This is a genomic window from Paenibacillus sp. yr247, from assembly GCF_900103825.1.
In the GTDB taxonomy this organism is placed as follows: domain Bacteria; phylum Bacillota; class Bacilli; order Paenibacillales; family NBRC-103111; genus Paenibacillus_E.
In genome coordinates this window covers 27,210-50,637 of the sequence record NZ_FNIF01000018.1, presented here as the reverse complement: position 1 = coordinate 50,637, position 23,428 = coordinate 27,210, and the positions used below count along the sequence as shown (strand labels likewise).

The window sequence follows — 23,428 nt, the reverse complement described above, 5'->3', positions numbered from 1 at the left end:
GATGCGCGCAACCCACCATTTACATGTACAATATACAGGTAGTTATCTTTCTCCTAAATACATATAAAAAAACTTTGTAAAGATCTGAACTTTTTGCGACGATAAACCGTTATATGTATCGAGAAGACGGGTAATGTGGTATAGATAGAGAAGGAAAAAGACCATTACGAGTAAAGGACCTGTGATTTCATGAAATTAACTCGACACTTATGGCTCATCGTCCTGATGATGCTAGTTGTGGAACTTACAGGGATGGTTAAAGTAGAAGCAGCCTATCCTGTGTCGACGGATCCCATGAGGGTGAAACAAACTTATCTGGACATGATCCACATTGATCAGGCATGGGCTGCGGCAGGAGACTTCCGGACGCCAATTGTAGTAGCCGTTGTCGATACGGGTGTTGATCTTGTACATCCTGATTTAGCAGGTAATTTGGTAGAAGGCGTAAACTTGCTCCAGCCTTCGAAAAAGCCAATTGATGATAATGGACATGGAACGAACGTCGCTGGTATCATTGCGGCTGCGATCAATAACGATAAAGGTATTGCAGGCATTGCCCCTAATGCGAAGATCATGCCAATCAAAGCATTGGAGGCCGACGGAACAGGCGGCGAAGCGAAGCTGGGGGAAGGCATTAAATACGCCGTGGATCACGGTGCGAAGATTGTGGTGCTTTCCCTGGGGCTGAACAAATACTCCGAATATATGGAGGGTGTCGTGCAGTACGCAGAAGAGCATAATGTGCTGCTTGTCGCTGCTGTTGGCAATGAAAGCACGAGTGTAAAATACCCAGCGGCATATCCAACTGTCTTAGCGGTAGGGGGCGTTAGTGCTGATAAGCAGTTAGACCCTCGTTCGAATTTTGGACCGGAACTGGATTTGGTGGCGCCTTGGAATGTATACACAACAGCACTCGGAGGCGGCTATCAGTACCAAGATGGAAGCTCCATGTCCGCACCGCAGGTGGCCGGAGCAGCAGCTTTAGTATGGGGGAAATATCCGGGGATGAGTGCGTATCAAGTTCGTGCGCAACTCGAACAAACGGCTGAAGGCTTGGCGCCAGGGGGATGGGATCCGAAAACGGGATACGGCTTGTTAAGAGCGGATTTGGCACTGACCCAGCCCTATAAAGAAGATCGCTTTGAACCCAACGATACGATAGATCAGGCAGCCAAACTGTCCATACATACAGCTGTGAAAGCCACACTTTCATCTGCACAAGATGAGGATTGGTACGCGATTGATGCAGCCTATGATGGATTTATCAAGTTATGGCTGCATAACACAGACAGCTCAGGTATCCGTGTGCGTTTCGATTCAGGAGAAACGTTTATCGCAAATAGCAGCAATGACGGCAGTCAGCCTTTTACGGTCCCCGTAACTAAAGGGCGCACGTATGTGCAGCTCCAGACTGTAGATCGTTCCCGTAAGGCAGCATTAAGTTATTCGATGCAAACGGGTTTTGACATTTATAAGGATCCATATGAGGACAATGATAAGCAGTACAAAGCGTTTGCATTACCTGCTCGAAGCCAAACGATTCGCGGTACTTTTGATAAAAAAGGGGATCTCGATTGGTTCGTATTGTCTCTTGAACATTCGGGTTCGATGCGCTTGAAGCTATCTGTAGACACAGGGCGTATAGATCCGATGATTCTCTTCCAGAAGGAAGGGGAGAAGGCAATAACGATTGATCAAGCCGGAGACGGCGGGATCGAAGTCAGTTCTCAAATGGATCTGCTCCCTGGTCAGTATTACATTCGTGTCAGCAATGTGAAGGACTATTCAGAGCCGATTACGGGTGAGTACACGTTTGATATTGATTACACGCCGAAGCTGATTGATCCGAATGAGCCGAACGATAAGTCGTATCAAGCTACATTTGCTGCGATGAATTCCGTGTACGAAGGTTTATTTAACAAAGATGATGACGTTGATTGGTTCGAATTCCAAATGAGTAAAGACGGCTTAGCACAAGTGAATTTGACAAATATACCGACATCACGCATCTTATATGCTACGCTATATGATAGTTCTATGAAGGAACAAGGCTTTTATAGAAATGAGTATGGATCTGATCAACTTTTCATCGAGAAAACACTGAATGCGGGAGCTTATTATATCAAGCTTCAAGCTAACCAATGGTTTATGAGTCAATTGTATCGGTTGAAAGTCGGCAGTTATACGCTGGTGAGCGGATTTACCGATATTGAAGGGCATTGGGCACAGGATGCAATAAGCAAGCTTACGGAGCAAGGTGTAATTAGCGGATATGGGAATTATCGTTTTGCTCCGAACCAGCCCATTACACGTGCGGAAGCAGCGGCGGTATTGACGCGAGCATTGAAGCTATCTAAGCGGAAGGAGCTGCGTTTCAGCGATATGGACGCTTCGCACTGGGCCTATGATTACGTAGCCAAAGCCGTTCAAGCGGATATCGTTGACGGTTACCCGAACGGAACATTCGAACCCGACCGTACGCTTACACGCATGGAGATGACGCAGATGCTTGCCCGCAGCATGAATATGACGGGGAAGCGGCGGGGCAACTCACCTTTTAGCGATGTGGATGACTCTTATTGGGGCGTTGGTATCCTTAAACAAATGTGGGCTGATGGTTGGATAACCGGCTACCCGGATAGCACCTTCCATCCTGATGAGCAAGCAACGCGCGCTGAATTCGTCACGACGCTGGCTAAAGTAATGAATCGGTAAAACCGAAGAGGAGTGACCTATGGGAGATACAGAGAAATGGAATGAAGCAGCGAAATACGCTTCGCTGATGAATGTGGTCGACATTGCGGTCTATATCCTGTGTATTGGCCTAGCCTGGTGGGCGTTGCAAGCGTTCCGGTTCGATGTCCTGCTCAAAAGGCCTAAAGCTGCTCAAGCGATTATGCTTCAAATATTGCTTTCGATTGCGCTCGGGCATCTGGTGGCAAGTTTTTTTATTCAGTATTTAGGTCTTTCCATGGGCTTCGGGAAGATGTTTTAATTGCATTTTTCGAATAATGCTTTAGTTTGTTGTCAACAATGGATAATAGAACGGATCGAAAAATGAAATCTTATCCGAACTATATGAAGGATGTTTGAGTTGCCAAAAGAACACAGTTGTAACTATGTGGGTTGAAATGATAAACTTAGGAAATGTGCAAAACCTTGTAATTTAAAATAAGTGCGCGGAGGGACCATGATGAGCAAAATTATCGTCCGCGGTGGCCGAAAGTTAGCTGGCAATGTGAAAATCAACGGAGCAAAGAATGCGGTTCTGCCGATTATTGCAGCTTCCATTCTGGGGTCGGAAGGTGAAAGCGTCATCCATGATGCGCCTCCCCTTGACGATGTACTAGTCATTAATAAAGTATTGCAAAGCTTAGGTATTGAAGTGGAATATAACCGTCAGGTTATTCGAGTACGTGCTCAAAACATTAACACATGTGAAGCTTCCTACGATCTAGTCCGTAAAATGAGAGCCTCCTTCCTTGTGATGGGTCCTTTGTTAGCAAGGCTTGGCCAAGCGAGAATCTCGCTCCCAGGCGGCTGCGCGATTGGCACAAGGCCAATTGACCAGCATCTCAAAGGCTTTGAAGCGATGGGTGCGGATATTGAACTGGGTCAAGGATATATCGAGGCAAAAGTGAATGGGCGCCTGAAGGGTGCCAAAATTTATCTGGATGTCGCCAGTGTGGGCGCAACCGAAAATATTATGATGGCGGCTACGCTTGCTGAAGGCATAACAACCATCGAGAATGCAGCGAAAGAGCCGGAAATTGTCGATTTGGCTAATTACTTGAATGCGATGGGTGCGATTATTCGCGGCGCAGGAACGGGTGTCATTCGCATTGAAGGGGTAGAGAAACTTTGTGGGGTCGTACATACGGTTATTCCGGATCGGGTTGAAGCGGGTACTTATATGATTGCTGCAGCCATTACTGGTAGCGAACTGTACATGGAGGGCGCAATCGGGGATCATCTCCGACCGGTTATCTCCAAAATGCAAGAAATGGGCGTTATCATCGAAGAAGATGAGAACGGTATTCGCGTATGCGCTTCGGGGCCGCTTCGTGCGGTGGATGTGAAGACGCTGCCGTATCCGGGCTTCCCTACCGATATGCAGTCGCAAATGATGGCACTGTTGATGGTGGCTGATGGTACGAGCCTCGTAACCGAGACCGTGTTCGAGAATCGGTTCATGCATGTCGAGGAATTCTCGAACATGAACGCTCATATCAAGGTCGATGGCCGTACAGCAATTGTGAGCGGCAATGCCAAGCTGCAGGGCGCGAAGGTATGTGCAACCGACCTGCGCGCAGGGGCTGCGCTTATTCTAGCGGCGCTAGCTGCGGAAGGTGAAACCGAGATTACGGGGGTTCACCATATTGATCGCGGGTATGTCGATATTACGGACGTACTGCGTGAGTTAGGTGCCGATATTCAAAGAACGGTACCGCAAGAAGTGGAGCAGGAAGCTGCAGAACTGGGTTTTTTCAATATCCAGCCAACGTTAGCATAGGATCACCAGAGAAGAACTGTCGGAGGAAGCTCCGATGGTTCTTTTTGCTTTACAGCTTCTACCATTTATAGCGCTAGGTATTTTAAATGATAGTCCATTGTTCTATTCTAGCAATCCCTCTCATAAGCTAAGTCATACCAAATACCCGCTAGTAAACGCGCTTATGGAGGCTGCTTAGACGATGTTCAAAAAGAAACGTGTTTCGGGCCACGGGGTCATCCTGTGGGTGGCTGTTTGTTTGTTTTCTATGCTGTGTGTCACTATCATCGTTCCTGGATTGCTAGTCAAGAAGATTCCTGACAATGACGCATTGCCCCCTAATCAACTAAAGACAGATGGACCGCTTCAAGAAACGATAACGGAACAAGGTTTGATGATTCCCGTGTATCTGACCAAGAAGGCGGCTATCGAGACGGTACCGCTGGAGCAGTATGTGAAAGGTGTACTCGCTGCAGAAATGCCTGTCGAATTCGAGCTGGAGGCGCTCAAAGCACAGGCTATGGCGGCTCGAACCTATGTAGTGCGCAGAGTGCTAGAGAAGGATTACAGCAACATGCCGGTGAGCGATGCACTTGTAACAGACACAACCGCGCATCAAGCCTATCTCACTGAACAAGAGCTAAGAGAGAAGTGGGACAAGCGTTCGTACGAGGCAAATATGGCCAAAATTGATAGAGCCGTGAATGAAACCAAAGATATGATTCTTACCTATGATCATAAACCTATCAATGCGACCTTTTTCTCGACAAGCAATGGGTACACCGAAAACTCGGAAGATTATTGGCCGTTCATAAGTCCCTATTTACGCAGTGTGCCTAGTCCCTGGGATATAAAGTTATCTTCACGCTTTCAAGAAACCGTTAATCTTAGTTATAAGAGTATGCTTCAGAAGCTGGGCGTTGCGAGTATAGCCACAACAAACACGAGTGCCAAGAGTATGAAAGTGCTAGAGTGGTCAACCGGTCATCGGATTAAGAAAATGGTCATCGGCGGCAAAATATTCTCGGGTCGAGAAGTACGAGAGAAGCTAGAACTAGCATCCTCTCAATTCACGTGGAAATGGTCAGGCTCCCAAATCACAATTACGACCTACGGATATGGCCACGGCGTTGGCTTAAGTCAATGGGGCGCTAATGGTATGGCGAAGGAGGGCAAAACCGCGGAGCAAATCGTAACCTACTATTACACGGGCATCTCTATCGAAAAAGCGATGCCTTTTATCCGAAAATCTTAATCCTTACCGTTTCTATAAAAATATCTTTCTTCAAGTATAAAACCTTTAAATGTGTCAAGAATGGTTGATGAGGTGATAACCATGAGTGATCAAAACAAAGGTTTTCAAAAAGAAGAAGCTCCTAAAACTGTTCAAGGAGCACAAGGTGTCCCATCCACATGGAAGAGGTTGCTTGCTAAAAAGTGGGTATTCCCAGCAACGTACGTAGCAGCAGCAGCAATTATCTTAACCTTAATGTGGGTGTACCAGGACGTCGGGACGAAAAAAGTCAGTCAAGAAGATCTGGGCATTAAGGTTAGCAGCGACAAAACGACAGGCAATTCACCAGATGGAGCGGTTGCTGTTAACGCGCCAGCTGAAACGATGCAATGGCCGGTAAAAGACAAATCGCTGGTCGACATCTCCATCCCATTTTATGACACCAATGCAACGAATGAAGTGAAGCAGGCGGCAATGATTCAATATAACGATCAATTGACGCCGCATACCGCTATCGACTTGAAATCCAAAGATGGCGCAGCATTCGACGTGTTAGCGGCTTTGAGTGGTAAAGTAACTGCGGTAGAGCAGAATCCGGTTGTCGGCAATCTCGTCGAGATTACACACAGCAACGGCTTGATCAGCGTATACCAAAGCTTGTCCGACGTGAAAGTAGCGAAAGGCGCCGAAGTGAAAAAAGGCGACATTATCGCTAAGGCAGGACGCAACGACTTCGAGAAAGAGGACGGCGTGCATCTGCACTTCGAAGTCCGCCAAGCCGCTGACAATGCAGCAATTAATCCGGAGACGATTTTAAACGCAAAGCAGTAATCAATCAGCCTTAAATGCACAGGCTTGCAGGTGGCAAAATCACTAATCAGCCTATATAAAATGAGGGCAGCGGGTACATCCTGCTGCTTTTTTGCATTATTTTGAAAATAAATATGTGAAATGGGCTTGTCAGGCTTGGTTACGTAGAATATCTAGTCATGCCCCTCATATACTTTACCAAACTATCTCGAGTAGGGAGGCGAGGGGAGTGCACGATTACATCAAAGAGCGAACCATTAAGATTGGTACCTGTATCGTCGAGACCAAGAATACGGTTCGCACCATTGCTAAGGAATTCGGCGTTTCCAAAAGCACGGTGCATAAGGATTTGACGGAAAGACTACCGGAAATCAACCCGGACCTGGCCAATCAGGTGAAGCACATCCTGGAGTATCACAAATCCATCAGGCACCTAAGGGGAGGAGAAGCGACGAAAATTAAGTACCGTAAGACACGAAACCCGAAGCTTTCCGAGAACTTGGTCACTGTCAAATCCTAGAGGTACCTTCATCCCGATCTGCTTCCTTTAACTGGACGTGTCGAAATTTCACGGAAAAAGAGGAATTAATGCATTTACAGCGAATTTAGCTTATAATTAGAACTATATATAAGAGCGCCGATTCTTCACGGGATGGACGGTAGATTTAGGGAGGATTAACTAGAAATGTTAAGCAAGGATATTGGAATAGATCTCGGCACGGCAAATGTGCTCATTCATGTGAAAGGACGCGGCGTTGTGCTCGATGAGCCTTCCGTAGTTGCGATTGAAAGTGATACGAAACGCGTGCTGGCTGTAGGAGAAGAAGCTTTCCGCATGGTAGGTAGAACTCCAGGCAACATTATCGCGATTCGTCCATTGAAAGATGGAGTTATTGCGGACTTTGATATTACGGAAATGATGTTGAAGCATTTTATCGCAAAAGTAGGGGGCAAGAACTGGTATTCGCATCCTAGAATATTAATCTGCGCCCCTACCAACATCACTTCGGTCGAGCAGAAGGCGATCCGCGAAGCGGCTGAGCGCAGCGGTGCCCGAGAGGTATTCATGGAAGAAGAACCGAAGGCAGCAGCAATTGGTGCCGGCATGGACATCTTCCAGCCTAGCGGCAACATGGTTGTAGATATTGGCGGAGGGACGACAGATGTGGCTGTGTTATCCATGGGCGACATCGTCACCTCCTCCTCCATCAAGATTGCAGGCGACAAGTTCGATATTGCGATCACGAAATATATCAAAAATAAGTACAAGCTGCTTATTGGTGAACGGACGAGCGAAGATATTAAGCTTAAAATCGGAACGGTATATCCACACGGTAGAAATCAAGAAATGGATATTCGCGGTAGAGATATGGTATCCGGTTTGCCACTCACGATCACGATTCACTCCAGTGAAGTTCAGGAAGCGCTGTGGGATCCGGTTTCTTCCATCGTGACAGCGGCGAAGGGTGTATTGGAGCGAACACCTCCTGAGCTTTCGGCAGACATTATTGACCGTGGCGTTATTCTGACAGGTGGCGGAGCTTTGCTGCATGGATTGGATCAACTGCTCTCGGATGAGTTGAAAGTCCCTGTACTGATCGCGGAAGATCCAATGTCCTGCGTTGTTAAAGGAACAGGGATTATGCTCGATAACTTAGATAAGGTTACTAAACGTAAATTTAGTTAGATAGACTACCCAAGAGGTGAAGACATGTTAAGAGGACTGTATACCGCGGCGGCTGGGATGATTTCCGAACAGCGAAGACACGATACCATTACGAATAATATTGCCAATATTAATTCCCCGGGTTTTAAACAAGGCAATGCCTTGTCTCGTTCGTTCCCGGAGATGCTCATCTCGACGATTCGCGGTGGACAAGATGCCTCGCCTGCTCCGCTTGGGAAGATGAGTTTAGGTGTGTTCTCTGAGGAGAACATCTCCATACATACACAGGGTGACTTGCAGGAAACGCAAAATCCATTCGATTTTGCCCTTGTATCGAACATACAAGTGCCAGGCATGACCTTTGACACTTCAGGTAAATTCGTGAATGCTGACGGAGAACGCACCTTTCAGCCACAGGCCCTGTTTACGGTGCTGAATGCCGATAGGGAGCAGCGCTATTCCTTGAACGGTAAATTCACGGTAGATGCAACAGGCCAGTTAGTTAATGCGAACGGTAACTCGGTGCTAGGCCGAGATGGACAACCCCTGCTGTTGATTGATGGAGCGGGTCTGCCGATTCACTCCTTCAAGGTCACAAACAAGGGTGAGTTCCTTGATGGGAACGGTCGTCGTCCACTCTTAAATCCGGCAGGACAACCGGTAGGATTGATGCTCTCACGAGCGGAGAATCCGAATTTATTGCTGCGTGAAGGTAATGGGTTGTTACGAATTAATCCGGGCGATGAAGCAACGGTTACACAGGTTGCTGCAGGAGATCAAGTCGAGGTTCGCCAAGGCTTCATTGAGCGCTCCAATGTTGATTCTGCGCAAAGTATGGTTGATATGATGTCAGCGCTTCGCGCTTATGAAGCGAATCAGAAGGTCATTCAATCTTATGATAAAAGTATGGACAAAGCAGCAAACGAAGTAGGACGCGTCTAATCTAGCTTGCAAAGGGGCCAGCCATGAACAATTCCATGATTAACTCATCGGTATCCATGCACAGCTTACAGCAAAAGCTGGATATTCTCTCCAATAATATAGCGAATGTGAATACGAACGGCTTTAAGAAGAAGGAAGCCTCCTTCGAGGACGTTCTGACGAACGTCAAGTCGCAACCGGAAGGGTTCCGACAGCAAGGGCGCTTCTCTCCGCTTGGTTTCAACCAAGGGTGGGGATCGAAGCTGGTGCAAATTCAGACGAATTTGTCCCAAGGGCCGATTCAATCCACGGGGAATGCAGCTGACTTTGCCATTCAGGGAGACGGGCTTTTCGAAGTAGAAACAGGTGAGCTAGATGCTAACGGTGAAAAGCAAAAGGCTTGGACCCGTAATGGTGCACTCAGCTTAATTCCGGACGCAACGGGCGGCACAGTGCTTACAACCAAGGAAGGTCACTTCGTCTCTGGTAAGGATGCATCAGGCGCTGATGTCACGCCTATCGTTATTCCCAAGGGATATCGACCGGTCGTTGAACAGAATGGCGAAATTAAAGGTTATAGTGAACAAGACGCAACGGCAACACCCCTTAACCTAGGTAGAATCAAGCTAGTTCGCGTCGTACGTCCACAGCTTCTCCAAGATATCGGAGATAACCTTTACGCGCTGCCAAACGGGTTATCCGTCGCTGAGAAGGCAAACATTTTGCAAGATGTAAACCCAGGTTTAGACACGACCAACAATCGGGTTACCTTGATGCAGGGGTTTTTGGAGCAATCCAACGTTACGCTTTCGGATGAAATGACCGATCTTGTCATCGTACAAAGAGCGCTTCAACTCAATTCCCGGGCTATTACATCTTCAGATCAGATGATGAATATCGCTAATAATTTACGCGCCTGATCGTAGAAAAGGAGGGATAGGGCTCGATGTCAGACAAGCCTGCTCCAACGAAGAAGAAACCACGGCCGAAATGGCTCAATATTATATGGCTTATTTTCAAAATCATTCGTATTCCTGTGCTTTGCGTGCTGGCCGTTTACATCGGTCTATGGGTAGGTTACACCAAGCTTGGCCATCAGCCCGCAGGAGAAATCTTTCATATGAGCACTTGGCGTCATTTATACGATCTGGTATTTGCGAATTAACTCTAACTCCCTATGGGAGTTTTATTTTTGTGTTAGCAGCTGTATAATGAATGAAGGTTAAATGAACCAGATATCAGATGATAGGCGCAGGAGGGGTACTTTGAATATACCGAACATGCTCACCATTAGCAGGTTTGTTCTAATTCCTGTGTACCTCGTGATCTTTTTTACTGGCCATATCCAAATTGCCTTTTTTGTATTACTGGCTGCCGGGCTTACGGATATCCTAGACGGGTATTTAGCGAGAACTCGCGGGTTGATTACACCCGTTGGGGTCATGCTCGATCCTCTAGCTGATAAGAGCATGATGATTGCGGTCATCTTGTCCCTTCTCATTTCCGGGATGATTCCATGGCAAGCAGCTGCGGCGATGTTCATTCGTGATTTGGGCATGATTATGGGCTCTGCTTTCTTCCACTTCAGAGGTAAATTAACGGTTCCTGCTAACGTGATGGGGAAGTTAACGACCGTTCTGTACTATTTCGCAATCCTCTTCATCGTTTTTCAGTTAACCTTCGCAATTACATATTTATGGTTTGTTATCGGGGTTTCCTTCTTAACTTCCTTCATTTATATTTTTCAATTCCTGTTATTAAATCGAGGAGCCAAATTTAAATAATTCCTACAACGTAAAAAAGAGCCTATGTATGAGCCTGTGACACAGACCTATACATAAGCCCCCCTATATGAACCTTCACTTCTGCAGTTAATGAAGGGACAACTCTATTGTAAGTAATTACCTTGTATTTTATACAAGCCATTTGAAGGGAGCACTACACGCTATGTTAGATATTAACCAGATTCAAGAGATTATTCCACACCGCCCTCCTTTCCTGCTGGTTGACCGCATCTTGGAAGTCGAAGAAGGCGTAAGGGCTGTTGGTATAAAGAATGTAACCATCAATGAACCGTTCTTCGCAGGACATTTTCCTGGCTATCCGGTTATGCCCGGCGTGCTGATCGTAGAAGCTCTGGCACAAGTAGGTGCTGTGGCCGTTCTATCGATGCCAGAATACAAAGGCAAAATTGGTTTATTCGCTGGTGCAGACGGTATTCGTTGGCGTCAACAAGTCGTGCCTGGCGATACTCTCACTTTAGAAATGACGATTACACGTGTAAAAGGAACCATTGTGAAAGGTCAAGCTGTGGCCAAGGTAGGCGATAAAGTGGTAGTCGAAGGTGAACTTATGTTCGCCCTTGCTAATAAATAGCCCCATAGATAAAAAGGAGATGAACCTGACTACTATGAAGCGTGTACAAACAGAGTATCAACTATGGCTTAACGATCCAGCAGTGGATGCTGAAACGAAGAAAGAACTGCAAGCTATTCGAGAAGATGAGAAAGAAATTGAAGATCGCTTTTATAAAGATCTCGAATTTGGCACAGGTGGACTTCGCGGCGTGATTGGCGCTGGAACGAATCGAATCAACGTATATACCGTTGGACGCGCAAGCCAAGGCCTGGCACAATATGTGAATGGAACGGGCGTAACAAGTCCTTCCGTTGTCCTGGCTTATGATTCACGGCATAAGTCGCCAGAGTTCGCTTTAGAATCTGCTCTCGTTTTCGCAGGGAACGGAATTAAGGCTTATCTTTTTAAGACACTGCACGCGACACCACAGCTTTCTTTTGCCGTGAGATACTTAGGTGCAACAGCAGGTGTTGTAGTTACAGCTAGTCATAACCCACCTGAATACAATGGTTATAAAGTATATGGAGCAGACGGCGGACAGCTCGTTCCTAAGTTTGCGGAGCAAGTCATCGCGGAAGTACAGAGCATCGACTCCTTCAACAAGGTGAAGAAATTAAGCCAGCTAGAAGCGGAAGCGCAAGGGCTGCTTTCCTGGTTAGGTGAAGATCTTGATCAAGCCTACATCGAGGCAGTAACCGCTATTAGTCAGAATCCGGAAGTGATTAAGCAGATCAGCGATGATTTCCGCATCATCTATACTCCGCTGCATGGAGCGGGTAATGTGCCGGTTCGCGAGGTGCTGAAAGCTGTAGGCTTCGGTCAAGTACATGTTGTTGCTGAGCAAGAGCTGCCGGATGCACAGTTCTCGACTGTTAAATCTCCGAACCCTGAGGAACGGGAAGCTTTTACACTTGCCATCGCACAGGCCAAAGATTATGATGCCGATATTATTATCGGAACCGACCCGGATTCCGATCGCATGGGCGCCGTTGTCAAGGATCCGAACGGTGAGTATGTGGTTCTGACAGGTAATCAGTCAGGTGCACTCATCGCTAATTATTTATTATCAAGCTTGAAAGAGCGTGGAACACTGCCAGCGAACGGCGTTGTCATCAAAACGATCGTAACGAGTGAAATGGGCGCTGTTATCGCTAATCATTATGGTGTTCCTACTTTAAATACGTTAACAGGCTTTAAATATATTGGGGAGAAAATGTCCCAGTTCGAGCAAAATGGTGAACACACATTCCTGTTCGGTTACGAAGAGAGCTATGGCTATTTGGCTGGGGACTATGCCCGAGATAAAGATGCGGTCATAGCAGCGATGCTGATCGCTGAAGCTGCGGCTTATTATAAGAAGCAAGGCAAGACACTATATGAAGTGCTGCAGGAGCTATACGAATCCTTTGGTTACTTTTTGGAAAAGCTTGAATCAAGAACGCTTAAAGGAAAAGACGGCGTGGAACAAATCGGGCGAATCATGGAAGCATGGAGAACGAATTCGCCCGCTGAGATTAACGGCATCCGTGTAACGGAAGCCTTGGACTATAATCAAGGGATCGATGGCTTGCCTCTGGAGAACGTGCTGAAGTTCAAGCTGGAAGATAGCTCATGGTTCTGCTTGCGTCCTTCTGGAACAGAACCGAAAATTAAATTTTATTTTGCGGTACAAGGATCCACAGGTCCAGAGGCCGCACAAAAGCTGGACGGCATCATTCAGTATGTGCTTAGCCGTGTAGACGGATAATGAAATAGGATCAACTGAACCTCTTCAGAACCTAAGTCAGGGATAGGTCGTCTAATGAATAGATGGAAAAAATCCGCATTCATTTGGCCTATTTCCCGAGCCTAGGAACTGAAGGGGTTTTCGAATGTATAAGGGATCAAAAAAGCATATGCAAATGCTTACGAAGAAAGCTTTCCGCAGGAAAGATCTAAGGAGTGAACAACGTGGTTCAGTGGTATAAAACATGGAATAATCCTCTAAAAAATGTGTTATGGTGGCTCGTTATTCTCGGTATGCTTGGCTCGCTGCCATTAGCCTACACACGTCACCAAACGGAAACCTCAGCGAATAAAGTGGAATTCGTTTTTGATTATCGCGATTTATTGGACATCTCCGATGTTCATGCCAATCCACAAGGCTTTGTGGCCGAGCAGTTGAAGATGATGAAGGCGGCAGGCATCAGCTCTATGTCTGTTTATGAGAGTACACTGGCTGAACTCAAAGAAAGCCGCCGCATCGAAATGTTTAATTCACGCGATGCCATGACGCTGACTCAAACGTTTGGTGTTCCTGGCGAGAATTATACGTATGTGTTATTTGCGGATAGTGCGACCCAGCAGAAGTTTGAACCGCTTATCGTGAAAACATTCGCTGATCTGAAAGTAACTACTAAGCCGTGGAGCTTCAAAGATCGCAAGGGACTTGTGATCCAGATGAGCTTGGATGACGCTTCGCTCAAATCGATGGATCCGGATCCAATGACTTTACAAATGTTAAAAGATCAAGGCTTCCAGATCGTCGTCCGCCTCTCCAATCGCCGACCTTTCGTGACGAATGAGATGGATCGCTTGCTTAAGCAGCTCCATGATTTTGGTGTAAAACGGATTATTGTAGACGGCAATGAAGTTCCGGGGTACACCGAAGAAAATACGGATGTAAACTTAAACAAAATGGCCGATCTTTTAAATAAAAACGGAATTGGTTTAGCGGCGATTGAGCTGTTAAAAGAACCGCAAAAAGGATTCAGTACGTTAGCTAAACAAACGAATTATAATGTCGTACGCCTCCATTCCTTTACTGAGAAAGATGGAGAGAAACTGACAGAGCCGCTGAAGAAAACGGAGCTCGCAGACCGCATTCAAGGGGTTGCCGATCGCTTTGTGCTTGCTGTGAAAGATCGCAATATTCGGATGGTCTTCCTGAATGCCAAGCCGGTAAAGAACGTGGATAAAGGTAAAATGGTTGATCCACTTTCTGCCTTCTATGAAAGCTTACAAGGGAAAGACGGAGCGATTCCGCGGATTGAGAAGGCTGGCTTTACGCTGGGACCAGCTGAAGCATTTTCGGTAAAATCGACGGCTTGGCAGAAAATAGCGCGCATTTTCATCTTAATCGGCGGCGTTAGCTTAATCGTGCTTACGGTCTCTTTCTTCATACCGGAGGCGGCATTGTTCCTCTTCGTAGTTGGCGTATTGGGAGCAGTCGCCCTGCATACACTTTCCGCTAACTTGTACGCACAAGGTCTAGCGCTAGCGACAGCGATCTGCGCACCAAGCGTTGCGATGATGCTCGCCATTCGATCTGTACGTTCAGGAGCTGCTGCAAAATGGAAATCAGGCTTTGTATATGCCTTGTGGCAGCTGCTCAAAACATCCTTAATCTCGCTCATTGGTGTTGTATTCGAAGTTGCTCTTTTGAATCACATTACGTATTCCCTCGTAATTCAGCAGTTCCGCGGCGTAAGTGCTCTGCATTTACTGCCCATCGCGATTGTAGGACTGTATCTGCTGTTCTTCAGCGAGAATAATACCTATAGCGAGAAAGCCACTAAGGTTCGCGGCATGCTTTCTTCCTATATAAGCGTATTGTGGATCGTAGTAGCGGGCATAGCTTTAGCGGCGGGTTACTATTATTTATCGCGGACAGGCAATGAAGGACAAGCCTCCACGGTGGAGAAGCTGTTCCGTTCCTTCTTGGAGAATACGCTGGGTGTAAGACCTCGGACGAAGGAATTCTTATTTGCTCACCCTGTATTCTTGATAGGCGCTTATTTGGCGGTACGGTATCGAAATGCGGTTTATCTCATGTTCATAGGTGTTATTGGACAACTTTCGATCGTAGATACGTTCGCTCATCTGCATACACCGCTCCACATCTCTCTTATTCGTATCACGTATGGCGTTGTATTTGGCGCTTTAATTGGTATTGTTCTAATTTTTGCTTTGGAAATCATCACAAGGAGTTGGAAGCGATGGGTTCCTCAGTTGTCAAAATAGCGCTATCCGGCTACTATGGCTTTGATAATAGCGGGGATGAAGCCGTGCTGCAATCGATTTTGTTTGCTTTGCAGGAGCAAGGTCGAGAACAAGGTGTTCAGATAGTACCTATCGTCCTTTCGGCTAATCCTGAGAAAACGTCAGCGATGTACGGAGTACAGGCTTATCATCGAATGAGGCCTGGATCACTGCTCCGAGCACTGCGCAAAGCCGATGGCTTAATAAGCGGAGGCGGCAGTTTATTGCAAGACGCTACAAGCTCGAAGACGATCCCATATTACTTGGCTGTATTGAAAATAGCGCAGTGGCTAGGTAAGCCGACCTTTATATATTCACAAGGTATTGGTCCGGTGAGCCGCCGGATGTTTGACGGCTGGATTCGCAGCGTGTTCAAGCGCTGCGCGTATGTGTCCGTTCGCGATGCGGAGTCCGCGGAGCTGTTGGTGACGATGCGCCTCCCGCGGGAGCGCATCGCGGTTGTGCCTGACCCGGTCATGGGCCTGCCGCTGCGCGCTTCGCGCGATGCGGCTGGGCCCTTGGCCGGGGCCGTGTCGGCGGACGCGGCGAAGCTTGCGTCCGGTGGTGTTGCAGGCGGCGCGGCGAACCTCGCGCCGGATAGTGCGGTGCGGACGGTAGGCGTGTCCGTCCGCTTCTGGAACGAGGACCGCTCGGAGCTGGAAGCTCTCTCGCGGTCCCTGCAAGAGCTGCTCGCAGCCCGCACGGACGTGCGGCTGCGGTTCTTACCCTTCCACCTCCCCTCGGATGAGGTGGCGTCTCAGTTCGTGATCGACCGCCTCGGCGATCACGGGTCGCGGGTGGAGATGGTGCGAGGCATCGCCCATCCGCAGGATATGCTCGCGCAGGTCGCAGACTGCGACCTGCTGATCGGGATGAGGCTGCATTCTTTGATTTATGCAGCCTCGCAGTTCGTGCCTATGGTGGGCATCTCGTACGATCCGAAGATCGACCAGTTCCTCCATAGGCTTGGCATGAAAGCCGCGGCATCGACAGCTCGCTTCGATGCCAATGCTTTACTCGAGGAAGCGCAGCGCCTTCTCGACGGCAAAGAGGCCTGGGCGGCGTCCAGCCGCGCCGCCATCGAAGAACTCAAAGCGCAGGCACAGCTTCCTGCGCAGCGCATCCTATCCTTTTATAAACAAAAAAAATAGTAAATAAATCAACCAAAATCCGAATGCCAACGTCATTTAAAGGAAGAGATATCTATGAGCTCAACATCAACAACGATCCATTCTGAGGTTGCATCTTCAAATGCTATACCGAAAGTTCGCATCTACGGAGTCCCCGTCTCCAAAATGGGTATGGACCAAACCGTTGCCTACCTTACGAAGGCTATTGAACAAAGACAACCCCACCAGGTCATTACCGCCAATCCCATTATGGTTATGGCCGCGCAGGACAATCCTGCCTACCTGAGCATGATGCAGCGCGCTGAGCTCATCGTTCCCGATGGAACAGGCGTCGTCTGGGCAGCTGGATATGTAGGGGAGCCTGTCGTTGAGCGGGTTCCTGGCTATGATTTGCTCCATGAGCTGATGAAAGTCGGAGAGTCGAGAAGTTGGAAAGTGTACCTGCTTGGTGCTTCAAACGAGGTTATTCAAGCAGCGGCTGAAAAGCTTTGTACCACCTATCCGGGGATCCAGCTCGTTGGCGTACGTGACGGATACTTTGGTGACGAGCAGGATGCTGAAGTGATTCAAGACATTGTGGATGCGGCGCCAGATCTCCTTTTCGTTGGAAGATCTGCCGCTAATCAAGAGCCTTGGATCGGGAAATACAAAGAGCAAATCGGTGTCCCGGTTATGATGGGTGTTGGCGGAAGTTTTGATGTTCTTTCGGGCAAACTAAAAAGAGCACCGGTTTTATTTCAAAAATTACGTCTGGAATGGTTTTACCGCCTGCTGCAGGAGCCATGGCGTTACAAGAGAATGCTCCTACTCCCAAAATTTGCATTGAAAGTCATGCGCGACAAAGAGAAAGTCACCAAATCATGAGAATATTTATGAAAACTGGCTGAAAACGGTCATTTCAGACAAATTTAGCAGTAGTATTTGTGGACAAATGGGAGTATAATCAGTTCGGCGGATCACCTGCCACCCACGACAAGAGGAGCTGTGAAGAAGAGATGTATGGATTATATGCGATTGGGTTTATCGCTTCGTGCGTAATGGCGCTGCTGCTGACACCCCTAGTCAAAAAATTTGCCTTCTGGGTAGGAGCTGTAGATGCCCCGAACCATCGGAAGGTACATACCCGGATTATGCCGCGTCTCGGAGGATTAGCCATATTCCTTGCTTTCGTCGGTGCTTATTTCGTCGTCTCTCCAGCACTTGATGCCGTCAACTCGAATGCAGCATTTGGGCTGTTGATCGGCGGATTTGTTATCGTCGTCACGGGGGCCTTGGATGATCGTTTTCAACTATCGCCCAAATGGAAGCTGCTCGGGCAGCTCATTGCCGCGTGCATTGTTGTCTCCTTTGGTCTTAAGATCGATCTGGTTAACATTCCTTTCGGAGAAACCAACCTGCCCATTGGCTGGTTAAGTATCCCGATCACGATATTGTGGATTGTGGGCGTGTCGAATGCCATTAACTTGATTGACGGTCTTGATGGCTTGTCAGCAGGCGTGTCTGGTATTGCTACGACTACGATTCTTATTCTAGCGCTAATGATGGGCAATGTGACAGTTATTCTACTGTGTGTGATTTTACTAGGAAGTATTATAGGCTTTATGTTCTATAACTTCCATCCGGCCAAAATCTTCATGGGAGACTCTGGCGCCTTGTTCCTAGGCTTTGCCCTAGCGACGCTATCGATTCTCGGCTTCAAACAAGCGGCCGTTGTCTCACTTTTAATCCCAATTATGATCCTAGGCGTGCCATTATCCGATACCTTCTTCGCGATTATGCGCCGTTACGTCAATAAATTACCGATCTCTGCACCTGACAAAAGCCATCTGCATCACTGCTTGCTGCAGCTCGGATTCAGTCATCGTACAAGCGTACTGATCATCTACGGAATTGCCTCCATCTTCGGCGGCAGCGCCGTTGTTTGCTCGGTCTTTATCTCCCAAGACTCTACTTGGGGGCTTATCATGATCATCGTGGCTCTCTTCCTAGTTATGCTAGTCGGAGCTGAGGCTATCGGTATCATCAGCAAGAGCCGCAAGCCGGTGCTGAATTTCCTGCAGAAGCTTGTAGGCAAGCAAGTGCAGAGCGATCGGATGGGCAAATAACAGTTGTTGTAATAATATAATTTTTCTTCAAAATCCAACCACTATGGTTGGATTTTTTTGCGTTTTATGAATTTATTTCTTTCTCTAAACATTTTCTATGTTTAGACCGATAAGTATGATACAAGAACTTTTGGCTATTAGTCGCGTCTAATCATGAAGAATGATAGAAGAATTTGGGAGGGATTGTCGAAAGTAAGATAAGGTTGAGAGAATGGCCTGACGATACTAACAACATTTAGATTACATAAGGAGGAACTAGTTTTGAAAACGAAGCTTAAAAGAAATAAATGGCTTAGCATTAGCCTTATGGTCGCTATGCTGATTGCTATGCTGCCACCTCTCACGGCATCTGCCGCACCAGTCATTAATATTACGAACTATTACGTGCATACGGATCCTAATGACTCAACAGTTGTACAGGATGTTCCGGCTTTTTCTGATGCCGCGGTTCCTAGGATCACATCTAATCCTATTACGCTTAGCGCTGATATTGGCGGTATCTCAGATGACCAAATTACCAATATTTATTATGAAATTAAGAATCTAAATACGGGTGTTACTACGCCGAATAAAACAAATCGCGCCATTAAAAACCCTAATAACAGCAACCAAATAACGTTTGAGAATATTCGACTAACCGAAGGTTTGAATAAAATTGTTATTAAATACGGGAGTACCTCGACGATAGATTCCAAACCGGCATGGGTATATTTCACTCCTGTATCCAACATCACAAATTTGAAAATCAACGGCGTTGATTTCATAGATGGAGGAATGTATCCAGCTACAGGACCTTACACAAACTTAACAGTAACCGGTAATTCCAATAATGCTTATCAAGTAGATGCTACAGTTGCAGGGGCAACTTACGAAGCAACGAACTTTTCTTCTGGTATTTTTACATTTCTGACCAATACAGGAAGAGCATCGGATCTAACACTCACACCAGGGGATAATCAAATCAATTTTGTTGCTAAGAATCCTACCAATTTCTACACAACGACAAGGAATTTTATTTACAATAATGGTTTTGGGTTCGCCTTTAATGGTAATGTTCGCTTCAAGGAGACTGCCACGGGAAATACGGATCAGCCCTTGGTCACAGTTCCAAGTCTTTCAAGCGCTTCAGATAATAACATTGTCTTTACAACAGATTTAAAAAACAGTAAGGGTAACATTACATCAGGTAGCCCAGACTATTTGTATGCCGATATTAGTGTGGTTGGCAGTGGAACAACACTTCGCTATACCTTCGCTACAGGTACTACAACTACTCCAAATGGAGGATTTCTTAATGTGAATCCAGCAGTTCCTGCCGGTACTGCACCAAGTTTAGTCTCAGCTCCAGTAATAACGGGGGGTACGGCTTATGATGTTCATCACATTTCAGCTAATCTTCCCCTAAGCGGAACAGCAACAACTCAAGAAATTGATGTTAAATTTGTTACTAGCCTAGGTGGAGAATACACAACTAAGTATTTGTTTAACTATACGAATCCGAGTTTACCTTACATAAACTATACGGCACAGTACTTCGTTCCAGCATCTGGGTCGGGGTATGAAGTCAAGCTGACTGAGCAAGGAACAAGCCAAATTAATGAATTTCCTGCAACACTCAGATTCCATGTGAACGGGAACGCTGATAAAGTAAAAGTAACCATACCTGGGTTTGTAGATAATGGTTATGTAACTGTCAATTCAGGTGTTGCAGAAATTGTTCTACATGATATTCCTGACGGCGCTACAAAAATGACATTAGTTCCATGGAACACAACAACTGGAGATAACCTTGCAGGTTCTAAGGTTTATCAGTTAAATATCTCAAGCGCACCTTATGTCATTGTTAATAGTCTTTACAATGGCAAGGTGGTAAGCAATTCAACTCAATTGACATGCGCGAGTGGCCCGGCTCCTTGTATGACAGGAAAAATTATTAACTTACCGGCTGCAAGCTATGCGGATGTAGAATTGTCTGTAAATGACACGAACATCCCGTTAACCGGACTTATTAATACAACAGATGGAACGTTTAATATTCCTTCAGGATCATTCGGTACGCTTCTTGATTCTGATGGGAAGAAGACGATTAAATTCTCACTCTTCATGAGGCCAAGTCCCACAGCTCCAAAAGTACTTGTCACACAGACAAATTATGATATTTTTGTCCTTAGCGATTTTGCTCCATTAGTTGAAGAGCTTACAGTAGATCCAGCAATAACACCATCTACGCCTAGTAGTTTACCTGGAACCTATTTGACCACATCGGACAAACTTCAGTTAAATGGTACTGTTCTAAATGCAAAGCTAAATTCAGCAGATCCACTATCGACATCCATTTTGTACGTAAGGAATGTTCCTAACGGTTCTACTCTTACACCAGGAACAACACCTTTGTTAGGACAGATTTCTCAAGTTATTAATCCACTAGACGCCAATCAAATTACCACGAAGTTTAATATTGCTACGCCTTTGACACTAGATGCTTATGGTGATTATGTATTAGAGCTAGTTGCAAAAAATAAGACAGGCCGTACTACAAGTAAAATGATTACAGTCACAAAACAACCCGTAGATTATTTGCTACTTCAACCAACGAACTTTGTTAAAAATGTAGATAAAATAGACCAAGCCAATGTAAATACAAACTTTCAAACCGTTGTCATCCAAGCGGATGGGGCAGATTCTATTGTATTTAACAAAATTGAAGCAAAGCTTACTGCGCCTGGAGTATTCAGATTAGATGTTGCGAATTTGAAAGCAGGAAAAAACACAGTTAGCTTTGAAATTACTCGAGGAAAAGCAAAATCGAAGGGCACTTTCATTCTCAACAACCTGAACACATCGATTGAAGGCGCTCAGTATCGTACTACTATTTCAACTAAAATGAGCTTATTCGATGGAGATCTTTCATTAACGTTCCCGAAAGATACGAAATTAATGAGAAACGATCGTACACAGACGGAACAATTTATTACTTCTGACCGTAAGCTTGTCTTTGGTATTGCTAACCAAGATGATGGACGTGTAGACAAGGCTTCTGAAACTCAAGCTGGAGCTCGCTTCCTTCAAGAACCAACAGGCCGATTCAGACCAGCTAGTAAACTATTCTGGATTGATGGCGGTTCAATTGATATTAGTGCAGCAAGTACGAATGCGACACTTAAAGATGCCCTGCAAGGTAGTGGTAATCTTCCTTCACCTACGCTTCCTGGGCCTGGAGAAGCAGCATTCTACTCCAGATATATTAAAAATCTCGTAATTCCTACAGAACGTGGAACACTTACTTTGAAATATGATGACGAAATCCGTAATGACTCATGGAAATACCTTTCCGTTTATCAGTTCGGTACTTTCCTTGATCCAAGTGGAACAGGCAACCAATATGTAGGATGGAAAAACATTGGTGGCGTTGTAGATCCTAAATCGCATACCATTAAAGTTCCAGTTGATAACTTCGGTTATTTCCAAGTCATGTATATGGATAACAGTTTTAATGATGTAACGAATCATGACTGGGCTCGTGATTACCTAGATATTTTGTATTCCAAGGGAATCATGAATAATAAAACGCCTGGACAATTCTTACCTAATGACGCGATTACCCGCGGCGAATTCGTAACCATGTTGGTTAACATCTTTGATATCCCATTAATTAACGAAGACACAACATACCATACAAACGATCCTACGAACCCAAACTTTCAAGGAACGTTTGCGGATGTGCGCAGAGGTCTTGGTTTGCCGAACAGCAGCAGCTTGTATGATTTCATGCATATTGAAGCAGGCGCCCGTGCGGGCATCGTAAGAGGAAACTCCAATGGATTATTCCTCCCAACAAACTCAATTAGCCGTGCAGATGCAGCTGTTATGATTGAAAGAGCAGCGAATATGAAAACAAGTAGCGATGCAGTTAAATCTCTTTCTAATCTCAAAAAACAATTTACAGACGCTGGGGACATTGATACCTACGCATTAGGTTCCGTTGAGGCTGTTGTTAAAGCAGGCTTAATGGACGGCATTGAGAATGCTCCTGTACAAGGTCAGAAAAAACCTACTTTCAGCTACGATCCAACTGGCAATATGACTAGAGCACAAGCCGCGGCAATTGCTAACCGAGTGTTAAAACAACAAAAGAAAATTCCTTAAACCCTGAATGAACAAAAGACTGCTCCGATAATCGGATGCAGTCTTTTTTGTTTTCTATTGAAATTGGAAAATACTTATCAATGAAATTCAATACACAGTCACGTATACTTATTTTGTAGCCTAAATGATAGACGCGCCGCTACATATGAATCTACCAGACGTTCAGCAAGTAACAGTAACGATCAACAAACCGGTTGATACAGAGAAAGCAAAGCTTGCCCTTATAAAAGGTACGACAGATGTAGCAACAACCGTAAAATTTAATGCAGATAAGATAAGAAAAGCGCAGTTTTAATTTAGCAAAATCGAGTTCGTTAATGCAGGAGACACACTAGCTTATAGTGCTAATGTAAGAATTGCATTGAAAGCTACAAATCAATATGGTGAAGTAGCTTCTCTAAGAAACGCAGCATTCACTGCTTTTGTTATTGGTACACAAGCTACGCTAAAAGGTAGTGATGGTAACCTTACTGTCGACTTAACGGAACTGCAAAAGCTAGTTCAAGTGTTTATCTGACGGCACTTATCGCATCAACGAACTCAAAT

Annotated in this window: 19 protein-coding genes; all 19 read left to right on the top strand. The window is 46.0% G+C overall.

Annotated elements, in window-relative coordinates; all coding sequences use genetic code 11:
- Window positions 1-189 precede the first annotated feature (189 nt).
- The 19 genes from BLT91_RS22230 (at window position 190) to BLT91_RS31860 (ending at window position 23,177) form a co-directional block, all read left to right on the top strand.
- Window positions 190-2,715 carry a S8 family peptidase gene (locus BLT91_RS22230; protein WP_090825033.1) on the top strand — a complete coding sequence of 842 codons (2,526 nt, stop codon included), beginning with the start codon at window positions 190-192 and terminating at the stop codon, window positions 2,713-2,715.
- A gap of 19 nt (window positions 2,716-2,734) precedes the next feature.
- Window positions 2,735-2,995: a DUF1146 family protein gene (locus BLT91_RS22225; RefSeq protein WP_254777070.1), complete on the top strand. Its 261-nt coding sequence runs from the start codon at window positions 2,735-2,737 to the stop codon at window positions 2,993-2,995.
- A 198-nt stretch (window positions 2,996-3,193) separates the two neighbouring features.
- Window positions 3,194-4,513 carry a UDP-N-acetylglucosamine 1-carboxyvinyltransferase gene (gene murA, locus BLT91_RS22220; protein ID WP_090825031.1) on the top strand — a complete coding sequence of 440 codons (1,320 nt, stop codon included), beginning with the start codon at window positions 3,194-3,196 and terminating at the stop codon, window positions 4,511-4,513.
- Window positions 4,514-4,694: 181 nt separating this feature from the next.
- Window positions 4,695-5,747, top strand: coding sequence for a stage II sporulation protein D (gene spoIID / locus BLT91_RS22215; RefSeq protein ID WP_090825029.1), 1,053 nt, complete (start codon window positions 4,695-4,697; stop codon window positions 5,745-5,747).
- 81 nt (window positions 5,748-5,828) lie between these two features.
- The gene (locus BLT91_RS22210) at window positions 5,829-6,557 is read left to right on the top strand and encodes a M23 family metallopeptidase (RefSeq protein ID WP_090825027.1); all 729 of its coding nucleotides are present in this window, start codon (window positions 5,829-5,831) and stop codon (window positions 6,555-6,557) included.
- Between the two features lie 208 nt (window positions 6,558-6,765).
- Window positions 6,766-7,056, top strand: coding sequence for a sporulation transcriptional regulator SpoIIID (gene spoIIID, locus BLT91_RS22205; RefSeq protein ID WP_047682268.1), 291 nt, complete (start codon window positions 6,766-6,768; stop codon window positions 7,054-7,056).
- Window positions 7,057-7,221: 165 nt separating this feature from the next.
- On the top strand, window positions 7,222-8,223 hold the full coding sequence (locus BLT91_RS22200) for a rod shape-determining protein (protein WP_090825025.1): 1,002 nt from the start codon (window positions 7,222-7,224) through the stop codon (window positions 8,221-8,223).
- Window positions 8,224-8,247: 24 nt separating this feature from the next.
- Window positions 8,248-9,144, top strand: a complete 897-nt coding sequence (locus tag BLT91_RS22195) for a flagellar hook-basal body protein (RefSeq protein ID WP_090825023.1) — start codon at window positions 8,248-8,250, stop codon at window positions 9,142-9,144.
- Window positions 9,145-9,167: 23 nt separating this feature from the next.
- The gene (locus BLT91_RS22190; RefSeq protein ID WP_090825020.1) at window positions 9,168-10,043 is read left to right on the top strand and encodes a flagellar hook-basal body protein; all 876 of its coding nucleotides are present in this window, start codon (window positions 9,168-9,170) and stop codon (window positions 10,041-10,043) included.
- A gap of 26 nt (window positions 10,044-10,069) precedes the next feature.
- Entirely contained in the window at window positions 10,070-10,288 is a 219-nt protein-coding gene (locus BLT91_RS22185) for a DNA-directed RNA polymerase subunit beta (protein WP_090825018.1), read from the top strand.
- Between the two features lie 100 nt (window positions 10,289-10,388).
- Window positions 10,389-10,907 (top strand): CDP-alcohol phosphatidyltransferase family protein, encoded by a 519-nt coding sequence (locus tag BLT91_RS22180; protein WP_254777069.1) that lies wholly within the window; start codon window positions 10,389-10,391, stop codon window positions 10,905-10,907.
- A gap of 163 nt (window positions 10,908-11,070) precedes the next feature.
- Window positions 11,071-11,499, top strand: coding sequence for a 3-hydroxyacyl-ACP dehydratase FabZ (fabZ, locus tag BLT91_RS22175; protein ID WP_029195635.1), 429 nt, complete (start codon window positions 11,071-11,073; stop codon window positions 11,497-11,499).
- Between the two features lie 34 nt (window positions 11,500-11,533).
- The gene (locus BLT91_RS22170; RefSeq protein WP_090825014.1) at window positions 11,534-13,228 is read left to right on the top strand and encodes a phospho-sugar mutase; all 1,695 of its coding nucleotides are present in this window, start codon (window positions 11,534-11,536) and stop codon (window positions 13,226-13,228) included.
- Between the two features lie 203 nt (window positions 13,229-13,431).
- Entirely contained in the window at window positions 13,432-15,483 is a 2,052-nt protein-coding gene (locus tag BLT91_RS22165) for a DUF5693 family protein (protein ID WP_090825012.1), read from the top strand.
- Window positions 15,459-16,652 (top strand): polysaccharide pyruvyl transferase CsaB, encoded by a 1,194-nt coding sequence (gene csaB / locus BLT91_RS22160; RefSeq protein ID WP_090825010.1) that lies wholly within the window; start codon window positions 15,459-15,461, stop codon window positions 16,650-16,652. The genes BLT91_RS22165 and csaB overlap by 25 nt, the downstream gene beginning before the upstream one ends.
- A 54-nt stretch (window positions 16,653-16,706) precedes the next feature.
- Window positions 16,707-17,495, top strand: a complete 789-nt coding sequence (locus tag BLT91_RS22155; RefSeq protein ID WP_090825009.1) for a WecB/TagA/CpsF family glycosyltransferase — start codon at window positions 16,707-16,709, stop codon at window positions 17,493-17,495.
- Window positions 17,496-17,626: 131 nt separating this feature from the next.
- Entirely contained in the window at window positions 17,627-18,736 is a 1,110-nt protein-coding gene (locus tag BLT91_RS22150; protein ID WP_090825007.1) for a glycosyltransferase family 4 protein, read from the top strand.
- Window positions 18,737-18,997: 261 nt separating this feature from the next.
- A complete protein-coding gene (locus tag BLT91_RS22145; protein ID WP_090825005.1) occupies window positions 18,998-22,882 on the top strand; it encodes an S-layer homology domain-containing protein in 3,885 nt (1,294 codons plus the stop codon).
- Between the two features lie 145 nt (window positions 22,883-23,027).
- Complete coding sequence (locus tag BLT91_RS31860) at window positions 23,028-23,177, top strand: hypothetical protein (RefSeq protein WP_217635267.1); 150 nt, start codon at window positions 23,028-23,030, stop codon at window positions 23,175-23,177.
- Window positions 23,178-23,428 lie beyond the last annotated feature (251 nt).